Source organism: Nitrospira sp. CR1.1 (assembly GCA_014055465.1).
Taxonomy (GTDB): domain Bacteria; phylum Nitrospirota; class Nitrospiria; order Nitrospirales; family Nitrospiraceae; genus Nitrospira_A.
This window is the reverse complement of record WIAF01000014.1, coordinates 1-12487: the sequence shown is the minus strand read 5'-3', so window position 1 is coordinate 12487 and position 12487 is coordinate 1. Positions and strand designations below refer to the sequence as shown.

Below are 12487 nucleotides of genomic sequence, written 5' to 3'. Positions count from 1 at the left end.
AATATCAAAATTGCCGTGATCTCGCCCAGCGCTTTACGAGACACATACGGGTCAAATCTTGTGTGATGCGCGCCCGCCAGTCGCAGCGTTCGCGATACGGCTGATGATCAACGCGTGCATGCGCGCCAAGGCCGATTTCAGCCAGGCTGTCCCCATGGCCGGGAGAGGTCCGGCGAATGATGGCATCCCGCTGGATACGGATGGCACGGAGCCGGACGGGCAGCAACGCGTTGCCCAAGAGGAATCTCCGTACCAGGTATTTCCACAAGCGGGTGGAAGTGGTTGTATATCCGGCAGTAGGTATGCCGTACGAGATCACAACGGACGACGCCTTTCTCCAGCATGCTCAAGAACCGCCGTCGGTCCTCGTCGTCGAGGAAGATGTCTTGGCGGGCATTGCCGCGGGCCGTGACGTGATGAATGGCCTCCGCATATTCCAGGCACAATGGTCAGGCCGTGCGGCGGAATCTACGCCATCAACTGGCACAGTTCAAGATCTGGCCTCATCATGTTTGCGTTGACTACGGCCCGACATCAAATCGAAACGGACCGTACGAGCAATTTTTACTTTTCTCGCCTTTGTGTGGAGCGCGGACCACGGTGGCAGATACTTACGCCAAGCTTGCGGTCCCATCAGGTAAATCCACACCGTTCTGTGCACAGACTGCCCCTCCAGTCCGCCAACGGCTCGCACAACTAGGGCTCCTCCTAGGGTCGGCCATGGCTCGCAATGTGGTACTTACCACCTGCACATTCTGGGCGAACCGAGGAGGCTTCATATGATCACCACACGCGTTACATTCATTCCTGGATTGCTCCTCATCCTCGGCGGCTGTATGACAGACGCCACCGTCGAGTTGACCAAGGCGCCCTTCGACGCCACGACACAACTCACCGACGGCACCTCTGGCGCGACCAAGGAATTTCTCGACCCCACGACCGAATTCACGTCCAGCACGACGCCGGGCGCCTTGACGGATGGACGGATGTTGAGAGCCAAGAAAAAGGCCACTATTTTTGCGACACAGACGCACGACAACTTGCGCACAGACATCGCCCGAGGCCAGGGAGAATATTTGGCGTCGTTAGCCAGTCTCACGGGCGTCTCCGCAGACCGGTGGACAGATTTTCAGGCGACGATGATCGGTTCCTATCCCGCGCTCTTCGACCAGCAATTAGCGCCATCCCAATCGGCCAAGCTGGTCGTCGATTTGGCCTGGGCGAAAGGCTACGGCATGCCCTTCCCCGCCAAGTAAGTGATTGCGATTCCGGTGTCCCGGGAGGCGCGCTGTTCACACCTCCTGCGCAGGCGAGGTCCTGTTCATTGCACCGATGCCTCAACCTGACAGACAACCCGTATCCACCCGCCTAAATACACGTATTGCCACGTGCCTCGACGGTTGACAGGTTCGCACGAGCGGCGTAGGTTTCGGTCACCTGACGGAACCTATGGCCAACATCAGCATCCATGGACGCGTCATCGATGAGCGGGGCGCCGGCATCGCCGGCTTGACCGTTCGCGCGCTCGACTTCGATCCTTTCTTCAACGAAGACGACGTGCTGGGCGTCGGCAAGACAGAAGGCGACGGCACCTTTCTCATTTCCTACTCACCGGACGCCTACCGCACCTGGAAAGCCGATCGGAATCCCGACCTCGTTGCCCAGATATTCGGCCCCATCCACACGGACCCGGCGCTCGTCGGCACGCGCCTCCTGCACGAAACCAAGGAAGCGACAGATGTCACCGACTCGAACCACGAAGTCGGCACCATCACCATCCACCGCAACAACATCGAGGGCTGGCTTGTCACCCACACCACGTTGAATCCCTCCGTCGGAAACCCGGTCGCGCTTTATCACCACAATCGCATCACCCACCTGATCGACGGAGCCAAGATGTTCCCCGCGGTGACGGATGCCGCCGAGGGCGCCACTGAATCCATCAATCTGATGACGCTGTTTTTCGACGTCGACAACGGCTTCCTCACCAAGTTCAAAAGCAGCTTCAACCCGCTCAATCCTCCAACCACCGGCTGCAAACAGGCGGCGGAGACCACACTCGAAGAGGTACTCAAGAATAAGGGCGGGAAACCGGTCAACATTCTGGTCACGAACCTGCCGTTGTCCGCGGAGGACACCGTGACCGAAGTGGCGGAGTTCTTCGGGCAGACGCCGGGTGTACGCACCAATGCCTTCAACAAGGGCTTCGCCCTGCTGCATGCCAAGGCCATCGTGGTGGATGGGGACCACGCCATCCTCATGGGGTCACCGCTCAAACAGTACTACTTCAGCGACACCAGCCATGCCATCCGCGACGCGCGCCACAAGGGCTCGCTCATGCACGACGTCAACACCGACCTCAAGGGCCCGGCGGTGTCCCACATCGAAAAGACGTTCGCGAGCATCTGGAATGCGACCGGCAAACCGATGCTCATCCCTCCGCCGAAGACCTTTCCCGACCTGCCGGTCACACCCGACGGCGACGTGGCCTCGGTGCAAGTATTGCGCACGCTACCGGGCGGCTCGATCAAACGCATCCACCCCAGCGATGAAGACCTGCCGTACGGCGAAACCGGCATCCTCGAAGCCTACGAACGGGCCATCGCCAATGCTCAGCGCTACATCTATATCGAGAACCAATACTTCACCTCTCACGAAATCGTCGATGCGCTCATCGCGAGGATGAAGGACACCACCAAGCCGCGCCTGCAGATCATTCTGGTCCTGAACCTGCGCCCCGACCTGCCGGGCTACCCGGATCGCCAGATCGACAACGTCAACCAACTCCGCAGCGCCGCAAAAACTGGGGGGCATCACCTGGGCGTTTACACCCTCTGGAGCCGATCGGAGCAAGCAGGCAGCGGCGGCGCGGGGAATCCGCGGCGCTACGACGTGATGCCGGTGTACGTGCACAGCAAGACCGCCATCATCGACGACGTATGGGCAACCGTGGGAAGCGCGAACCTCGACGGCACTTCGATGAACTACCACGAGATCGGCCTCATCATCACCGGCGCCCTCCTCGACCGTGCCATCGAAAAGATGATGCTCATCAATGATCCGGGCAAATTTCTCTGGGAGTTGTTCTGGCGTCTCTTTTTCTTTGTCTTCAAACAGATCCTGTTCGATCTCAAGACATTGCTCATCCTGCTCTTCGTCGCCTACAAACTGATCTTCGACTTCAAGGAGACGCTGGAGACCATCCGCGAAACGTTGGGCGACGTGGCCGACATTCCCCAACTGATTGCCGACGTCTTTACACGCACCGCGCGGCACGCCCTCCCCGGCCGCTCACGTCAGCCGTCGCGCAGCGTGGAACTGAACGTGGTCATGTACAGCGGCATTGCCGGCCTGCCGGAGAACGGCGTGGTCAAGGCCTTGCGCCATCAGTTGTGGCAGGAACACTTAGGGTTCAGTTCGCTACCGGATCACCTCAAGAACCTTCCGGCCGATCCCGCCGCCACGACCTGGGTCGCCGACTGGGACGCCGCCGCCACACGGCATGTGGAGGCCATCAAGAACGACTTGGCGCCTCCGGCCGACCATGCGCCGCACCTGTTGCCCTGGAAGCCTGAAACCGATCCGAAGGAATATCTCCGCAGTCTAAAGATCCGCACCTCCACCCTGCGGAACAAGGCGCAGAAGTTCGATTTCAACACCTGCAAGGTCGACGACAAGAAGGATCTGCTCCCGTGGCCGATCATCTAGTCCAGAACGCCACCGCCGGGATCGGGCGACTGCTGTCGTACCTCGACATCGTCCAGGGCGATGTCGAGGAGGCGCGCGCGTTTCTGAAACTGTTGGGCTGGGACCTGCCGCCCGGCCTCGACGACATCGGCTTGGCCGCACTCGATCTCGGCGATTTTTTCACGAAGCTCGACGCAGTCCTCGGCGCGTCCGATGCCGAATGGAACGACGACCTGGCCATGGCAGGCCGCATCGCCGACCTCGCGCTCGCGATCGAAGCCCTCACGAGGCAGATTCACGACTTGGCGCAGACCCTACCCGCCAGACTGGCGGCTTTCGGCGACTACGTAGAGCGCACGCAGATCCATAAGGAACTCCCGAGACGCCTCTTCGATTTTCTCGTCGCGAATTTCCTGGCCCAGGCCTCGCCGCTCAGTTACGCCGTCCTCCACCTGCTGAACATCATCGACTATCCTTACTACGCCGCGGATCCAACAACGTTCCAGGTCGAACACGTCCGCGCCACGATCAACTATCACCTCTTCAAGGTAGCGATCACGAGCCCCGATGAGCTCTTTACCGAAGCCTACGGCTGGCACACGCCCGACTTCCAGTCGATGACCTTCCTCACCAGGTTAAGCCAGCTGCTGCAAACGCTGGGGCTACGGAGTCGTATCCAACCCCTGAGTCCGCTGGCGCAAGAAGCCTGGCTGGGACGAGCCGGATCGAGTTCCAACCCACCGCCACAACTCATCACCTTCCTGCACGAGGAACGCGGAGCCGCATTCGGGGTGCGATTGGGCCTCTCACTCTTTGGCGCCGCTCCCACATCGGCCGGTGTGAGTGATGCCGGACTCGGCCTCGCCCCCATCATTCAAGGGCGCGCGGATGGCACGGTCCCCTTTCCACGTTTGGAAGACACCCGCATCGAATGGTCCGGCGACGTGGCGGTGCTGAAACGGCTGGCTGTGATCCTTAGGCCAGGGCAGGATCTCACCCTGCGCAAGGGAGCCGGGATCGCCGATGCCCTCAACGGCCGGTTCACGCTGGGCCTGCGGCATGGCCAATCAACCAGCGAGTTCAAACCGTTGGTTCGGTTACCCGGCGGCTCGGCCCTCCGATATCAGCAATTTTCCGTTGCGGGCGGCCTCGATGCCTCCTCGGCCACCCGCATGGACACATTCGTGGAACTTGCGCTACTGGGGCTCCGTTTCGACCTCTCGCTCGCAGATGCAGACAACTTCATCCAAGGCGCGGTCGGGCAGTCTGTCCAGGCCCCCTTCGACCTCACGTTGCGCTGGAGCAGTAGAGAGGGACTGTCGTTTTCCGGCAGCGGCGGACTCCACGTGGCGTTGCCGTTGCAGCAGGCCATCGGCCCCTTGAAGCTGGACGCGGCCCACATCGGCATCGACGTAGGCGAGGAGGGCATCGACACGGAAACCAGTGTGAACGCCCGCCTGGTGCTTGGCCCCGTCACCGCAACCGTCGAACGGATCGGTGTCACCGTCGCCCTGTCCTTCCAGGAAGGCAACCTTGGCCTCTTCGGCCTGTCGCCGAGCTTCAAGCCTCCCACCGGCCTGGGCCTAGCAATCACGACGCCGGGCGTGACCGGCGGCGGCTTCCTGGGCTTCGATCCGCAGCGCGCCGAATACAGCGGCATGGTGCAGCTCGAGTTGGCCGAGACCCTGGCCATCAAAGCCCTGGGCCTGCTCACCACCACACTCCCCGACGGCAGCCGCGGCTATTCGTTGATCGTGATCCTGACCGCCGACGGCTTCGCACCGATCCCGGTGGGCTTGGGCTTCACCCTCACCGGCATCGGGGGGTTGGTCGCGCTGCACCGCACCGTCCGTACCGATGTGCTCCGCGAAGGGCTCAAGACCGGGACCTTGAATGCGATTCTGTTTCCACCCGATCCCTTGCGGAATGCGCCCCAGATCTTCAGCGACCTGCGCCGGGTCTTCCCGCCGACCGCCGGCCGCCATGTCGTCGGGCCGATGGTGCAACTGCGCTGGGGGAGCCCCACCCTGCTCACGCTCGACTTGGCCCTGCTGGTCGAACTGCCCGCGCCGATCCGGGTGGTGGTGCTGGGCCGGCTGCAAGTCCTGTTGCCGAACCAGACCCATCCGCTCGTGCAGATTCGGATGGATGCTTTGGGCGTGTTGGATCTCAGTGCCGAGACCGTCTCGTTGGATGCCACGCTCTATGACTCGCGCATTCTGCAATTCACGCTGACGGGCGACATGGCGCTGCGAGCGGGCTGGGGCCGTCAGCCGCAATTCGTGCTGGCCATCGGCGGCTTCCATCCGCGCTTTGCGCCGCCACCGGGGCTGCCGGCGTTACAACGGCTGGCGCTGCAGCTCGCCGATGGCGATTCGCTCCAGTTGCGCTGCCAGGCCTATCTGGCCGTCACCTCCAACACGGTGCAGTTCGGCGCCCGGGTGGATCTCCATGCGGCCGGTGGCGGGTTCAGCTTCGACGGGATGCTCGGCTTCGATGCCATTCTCCAACTCGCCCCTGTAGCCTTCGAGGTGGCGGTCGGGGCGGCACTGGCGTTGCGGTATCACGGCCGCCTGTTGATGGGAATCTCGTTTAAGGGGCGATTGGCCGGGCCGACGCCCTGGCATGTGGAGGGCAAGGCCTCGATCAAGCTGCTGTTCTTCTCGGTGTCGGTGCACTTTGCGCGGACGTTCGGCAGCAAGACCGCCCCGCCGCTGCCGGCGGCCGTGGATGTCATAGGTTTGATCGCGGCTGCGTTGGCCGACCGGCGCAATTGGAGCGGAGCCGTGCCCCGCAGCAGCGCGCCGGTCGTCACGATCCGGGAGACGCCGCCCCCGGCCAACGGCCTGCGCGTGCATCCCTGGGCGGAGCTGACAGTACGCGAGCGGATCGCACCATTGAACAGACCCATCACGAAGTTGGGCACAGCCCCGCTCATTGGCGGGCCCACGACGGTGACGGTCTCGCTCACCGATCGCGCGGGGGCACAACCCTGGCGCACGACGCCGGTGACGGAGCCCTTCGCCCTGGCCCAGTATGAAGACTTGCGCGAGGATGAGCAGTTGGCGCAGCCGAGCTTCGTCCCATTAGACGGGGGTCTCACGGTCGCCGCCGACGACCTGGCGGTGGACGACGAGGCCGGCCTCACCGCGCCGATTGCCTATGAGACCGTGCTGCTGGATCCGACGCGGCCGCCGGAGCGGCCGAAGCCGGGCTATGTGCTCTCGGCGGCGGTGCTGGCACGGGTGGCCCGCTTCGGCGCCGCCGGCCAGGCCCCGGCCCGTAAACGGCGGCGGGGGAAGACTGCCGTACTGATAGAACGGTGACGAGGATGCCACGATGAATAAAAAGCTCGATCCCGGACTACGGTCGAAACTTCGTACCAAACAGGCCGCCGGTGCGGCAGCCGCAGCCGTGCCGAAAACACGCGCCCGCGCAAAAAGTGAGCAGGTGGGCGTCATCGTCGGGTTCACCGGCAACGTGAACGACCTCACCGCCATCGGCTTCGTACAGCGCACGCTCGTCCGTCATCCTCGCAAAGGCTACAGCATCGCCACCGGCGTCATCGCCTACGACCGGCTCGACGATCTCGCAGCCATCCCCCACGTCACCACCGTGGAGGGACCGCGCCGCATGCATCGCGAACTTAACTTCAGCTTGAAGGAAATCCGCGCCACCGCCGTGCATACGGGAGTGCCCTCGCGCAAGGGAAAGGGCGTCGTCGTCGGCATCATCGACAGCGGCATCGATTGGCGACACGGCTCGTTCGTCGATGCGAACGGGAAATCGAGGATTCTCGCGATTTGGGATCAAATGTTGCCTTTCCGAGCGGGTGACACGAGGGGCCCCAACAATATCGGCGTCGTCTATAACCAGGAGCAACTCACCAACGCACTCAAGGGCCGGGCCAGGGTGCGCACCAAGGATGTCGATGCAAGCAACAACCGGGAGGGCCACGGCACGCATGTCGCAGGCATCGCGGCAGGCAACGGCAGACCTCCTACCTGCTGCCACGTCAGCCAAACCTATGTGGGCGTGGCTCCGGAGGCCGAACTCATCGTCGTTCGATACGACTATACCGACGAAGAGGAGATCGGCGAAAACCAACGCCTCATCGAAGCGATCGACTTTATTTTCAGTTTTCTCGGCAGCATCGACAAACCGAAAGTCATCAACATCAGCCAGGGCGACAACCTGGGGCCACATGACGGTACGAGCGGCGTCGAGTTGGCGATCGATGCCCACGTCGAAACCGGCGACTTCCTGCACCATCCGCAGATCGTGGTCAAATCGGCCGGCAACGAAGGCGGCATGCTCCGACATGTGCAAGGTCGCGTGCCGGGGAATGGCAATCTGGAAGTTGAATTCGAGATGCCGAAGGGTCGCAGGTCCGACGCGCTGCTGGACCTTTGGTACGACCGGGCCGGCACGCTCAACCTGACCGTCACCGCGCCAGGCGGCGCCGCCAGCGGTGTCGTGAACCATGGCACCGACCTTCCAGCCAATGCCGCCGCGCCGCCGTTTATCGCCAATCCCGCGGCTGCCGCCAACCGACAGACTCGCGTCTCGATCGATGGGACCATCAACGGTGAACACGACCGAAATAATAACTTTCGCATGACCATCGCACGTTCCCGGCGCGGACACATCCTCGATGGTTCGTGGAAGCTGACCCTCGCGAACCCCAATGCCGGGGCCGTCGAGTTTCACTGCTGGATCGAACGCGGCACGAACACGCCCTGGTTTCTTCCGCCCAAAACTCCTGACGACGGGAAGGTTCGAGCGAGTCTCGACGCCACGCTCAGCATTCCAGGCACCGCGTCCCAGGTCATCACGGTTGCCAACCACGCCTCGCGCACGAGCCGCTGCGATTGCTGGCCATCAACCGGGATCGTCTCTTCCTCCAGCCGGGGCCCCGTCGCCAGAGGTACGGCGACCAACCAGAAACCGGACATCGCGGCGCCGGGATTAGAAATCACATCCGCCAAGGCCGATGCCGCCAACTTGCGCGGCCGCTGTTGCGATTGCTGCCCGGATGCCTGCTGCTGTCTCTATGAGGACCTGACCGGCACCAGCATGGCCGCTCCCCATGTGGCTGGAGCGATCGCGCTGCTCTTGGAGGAAAATCCCCGGCTCACCAGAGCCGACATCGTGCGCCACTTACAGACAACAGCGCGCGAAAGACCGGCCGGCGGATGGGATGCGACATGGGGTGGCGGAAAACTCAACATCCAAGCTGCCATCGATGCCGTGCGCGCGGCAGCCGCGGGAGGCGGTGGAGGTGGCGGAGGCGGCGGAATACCTCGCATCCTTCCGCCGTCCGGCTCCGATGAGTCGTTCCAACACGAGCCAACGGCTTCGGCTTTCACCGGGAATCCTGCACCGCTCACCTCCTGGCTCCACACGCTCCGCGAGCGGCTCAAAGACTACCCGGAAGGCGAACACGTCGCCGCCGCCATCAGCCGACATTTCAGCGAAACCCGGCGCCTGATCAACAGCAACCGGCGCATCGCGACCATGTGGCATCGCGCGGCGGGACCGGCGCTCCTGCGACGCCTCATCCACGGCACGAGGACCATTGACGGTCCGCCGCCGATCGAGAAAGAATCGGCCTCGCGATACCTCGACCGCTGCCTGGACCTGCTGGCCAGACAAGGTAGTCCAAGGCTGCGGAAGAGCCTCGACCGGTACCACTCGTTTGTGTCCATGCTGCTGACGGAGAATTTCACGGCCCCGATTGGATCACGGACCATGTCGCAACCATGAGTACAGCCGTCGGATCGCTCGAACAATTGGCCGGTGAACTCGCGCGGGTATTCGAACCGCTGGTGCAGCGTGCCGAAACCGGTACGCTGGACGACATGCTGCCTTGGTTGGGCTTGCGCGTCTTCGAGATGGAGCCGGACACGACCGCGCTGACTGACGCGCTGACGGCCACAGCCACGGCTGCCGCCGAACTAGACCCCCTCATCAACGACTTGGCCCAAGCTGTGACGCAGGACGATCGCGCAGCCATCGCCTCCACCGTCGCCGCCTTGCTGCAGCAACTGCGCGCGACGCTCCAAGGCACCGAGAGAGTGGTGCAGGCCCTCCAAACACTGGGTAACGACGCAGCCCTCTCACCTCAACACAAGACTGAACTCGCCGCCTTCGCTCGTCTGTTCCCGGAACGCCTCCTGCACCGTTTGGTGGCCGACTACCTCGAAGTCCGATTCCCTCAGGTAGCTCTACTGCTGCTCGGCACCGGCGCGATCGAGGTCGTCGACGAGCCAGGCCTGCCGGAGGGATCGCTTCAAGGTCCCTACGTCCGGAAGACCCTGCACCTCCCTCGCCTGCTGCAGCTCTTCACCGACCCGGCGGGATTGTTGCGTGAAGTCTATGGCTGGGGCGCGCCGTCGTTCGACGGCCTGACGCTGTTCAGGATGTTGCAGAGGTTGCTGAACGAGAAATTCGGCATTCCCGCTGAGATCCTGCAGCCGGCCGGTGAGCCGGCGCTGTTGGAAGCCTTCGGATTCAACGCAGAGGTCAACCCGACATTCTCGCCGCCCGGCCTCGACGTGACGTTGCGGGCACCGGCCTCGATCGAGCGCAGCGACACCATCGCCGAGAGCGCGTGGCAGGTGACCTTCGACACGGTCGTCCGCGTCAGTAGTGATCTGACCGCTTCCATTCGTCCGCCCTTGGATCTCGATTTCCAGTTGCCGGCAGGCACCGCGATAGACGTGACTGTGGGGGCTCAGTTCGCCCGTACGGGCGAGGCTGACCCTTTTGTCGTGATCGGCTCGTCGGAAGGCTCTCGCTTGGCCATGCAGAACATTCGGTCTTCCGTGAAACTGGGCCTGCATGTCGACTCGGGCGCACCGGCTCGCGCCTCAGTCGACCCGACGATTGCTTTCGCCGTGGAGCAGGGCGAGGTGGTGGTTGATTTCTCCAACACTGATGGTTTTCTCGCGCAGGTTTTCCCAAAGAATGGTCTTGCCGTTCCTTTCGATCTGGCCGGTGAGTGGTCATTCCGTCGCGGGCTCTCGCTGCAAGGGGGAGTTGGATTCGAAACGACCCTGCCCCTGCACGTCACCCTGCTCAATATGATTTCGATCGAGTTGCTGCGGCTCGCAGTCCGGACCTCCGGCAGCGGCAACGGCCAAGGTATCGACATCGTGGCCGCCACGAGCGCCAACCTCAAACTTGGCCCGGTCACCGCGACCATCGATCAGGTGGGATTCGCTGCGACCCTCCGTCTCCCACCGGGGGGCGGGAACCTTGGGCCGCTCGATCTCTCCCTCGGCTTTCAGCCCCCGACCGGAATCGGCCTGGCGCTGACGACGCCGGGGGTGACCGGCGGCGGCTTCCTGGGCTTCGATCCGCAGCGCGCCGAATACAGCGGCATGGTGCAGCTCGAGTTGGCCGAGACCCTGGCCATCAAAGCCCTGGGGCTGCTGACCACCACACTCCCCGACGGCAGCCGCGGTTATTCCTTGATCGTGATCCTGACCGCCGAAGGCTTCGCGCCGATCCCGATCGGCTTGGGCTTCACCCTCACCGGCATCGGGGGGTTGGTCGCGCTGCACCGCACCGTCCGTACCGATGTGCTCCGCGAAGGGCTCAAGACCGGGACCTTGAATGCGATTCTGTTTCCACCCGATCCCTTGCGGAATGCGCCCCAGATCTTCAGCGACCTGCGCCGGGTCTTCCCGCCGACCGCCGGCCGCCATGTCGTCGGGCCGATGGTGCAACTGCGCTGGGGGAGCCCCACCCTGCTCACGCTCGACTTGGCCCTGCTGGTCGAACTGCCCGCGCCGATCCGGGTGGTGGTGCTGGGCCGGCTGCAAGTCCTGTTGCCGAACCAGACCCATCCGCTCGTGCAGATTCGGATGGATGCTTTGGGCGTGTTGGATCTCAGTGCCGAGACCGTCTCGTTGGATGCCACGCTCTATGACTCGCGCATTCTGCAATTCACGCTGACGGGCGACATGGCGCTGCGAGCGGGCTGGGGCCGTCAGCCGCAATTCGTGCTGGCCATCGGCGGCTTCCATCCGCGCTTTGCGCCGCCACCGGGGCTGCCGGCGTTACAACGGCTGGCGCTGCAGCTCGCCGATGGCGATTCGCTCCAGTTGCGCTGCCAGGCCTATCTGGCCGTCACCTCCAACACGGTGCAGTTCGGCGCCCGGGTGGATCTCCATGCGGCCGGTGGCGGGTTCAGCTTCGACGGGATGCTCGGCTTCGATGCCATTCTCCAACTCGCCCCTGTAGCCTTCGAGGTGGCGGTCGGGGCGGCACTGGCGTTGCGGTATCACGGCCGCCTGTTGATGGGAATCTCGTTTAAGGGGCGATTGGCCGGGCCGACGCCCTGGCATGTGGAGGGCAAGGCCTCGATCAAGCTGCTGTTCTTCTCGGTGTCGGTGCACTTTGCGCGGACGTTCGGCAGCAAGACCGCCCCGCCGCTGCCGGCGGCCGTGGATGTCATAGGTTTGATCGCGGCTGCGTTGGCCGACCGGCGCAATTGGAGCGGAGCCGTGCCCCGCAGCAGCGCGCCGGTCGTCACGATCCGGGAGACGCCGCCCCCGGCCAACGGCCTGCGCGTGCATCCCTGGGCGGAGCTGACAGTACGCGAGCGGATCGCACCATTGAACAGACCCATCACGAAGTTGGGCACAGCCCCGCTCATTGGCGGGCCCACGACGGTGACGGTCTCGCTCACCGATCGCGCGGGGGCACAACCCTGGCGCACGACGCCGGTGACGGAGCCCTTCGCCCTGGCCCAGTATGAAGACTTGCGCGAGGATGAGCAGTTGGCGCAGCC

General features: G+C 63.5%; 6 protein-coding genes. 5 read left to right on the top strand and 1 reads right to left on the bottom strand.

Annotated features, from left to right (window positions below; genetic code table 11):
• Nucleotides 1-4: 4 nt before the first annotated feature.
• Nucleotides 5-238: a hypothetical protein gene (locus tag GDA65_18315; protein ID MBA5864639.1), complete on the bottom strand. Its 234-nt coding sequence runs from the start codon at nucleotides 236-238 to the stop codon at nucleotides 5-7.
• 541 nt (nucleotides 239-779) lie between these two features.
• Between GDA65_18315 and GDA65_18310 the strand changes: the two genes are divergently transcribed.
• The 5 genes from GDA65_18310 to GDA65_18290 all read left to right on the top strand — a co-directional run.
• Entirely contained in the window at nucleotides 780-1256 is a 477-nt protein-coding gene (locus tag GDA65_18310) for a DUF3015 domain-containing protein (protein MBA5864638.1), read from the top strand.
• A 193-nt stretch (nucleotides 1257-1449) separates the two neighbouring features.
• A complete protein-coding gene (locus GDA65_18305; protein ID MBA5864637.1) occupies nucleotides 1450-3708 on the top strand; it encodes a hypothetical protein in 2259 nt (752 codons plus the stop codon).
• A complete protein-coding gene (locus GDA65_18300) occupies nucleotides 3693-7013 on the top strand; it encodes a hypothetical protein (GenBank protein ID MBA5864636.1) in 3321 nt (1106 codons plus the stop codon). Before GDA65_18305 ends, GDA65_18300 begins: the two co-directional genes overlap by 16 nt.
• Nucleotides 7014-7026: 13 nt before the next feature.
• Nucleotides 7027-9453: a S8 family serine peptidase gene (locus GDA65_18295; GenBank protein ID MBA5864635.1), complete on the top strand. Its 2427-nt coding sequence runs from the start codon at nucleotides 7027-7029 to the stop codon at nucleotides 9451-9453.
• The coding region (locus GDA65_18290; GenBank protein MBA5864634.1) for a hypothetical protein at nucleotides 9450-12487 on the top strand (3038 nt) is incomplete at its 3' end. The genes GDA65_18295 and GDA65_18290, both read left to right, overlap by 4 nt.

Bases quoted from the DNA above. Each gene is read 5' to 3' on its own strand.
- GDA65_18310 (MBA5864638.1), top strand. From the start codon at position 780: ATGATCACCACACGCGTTACATTCATTCCTGGATTGCTCCTCATCCTC.
- GDA65_18305 (MBA5864637.1), top strand. From the start codon at position 1,450: ATGGCCAACATCAGCATCCATGGACGCGTCATCGATGAGCGGGGCGCC.
- GDA65_18295 (MBA5864635.1), top strand. From the start codon at position 7,027: ATGAATAAAAAGCTCGATCCCGGACTACGGTCGAAACTTCGTACCAAA.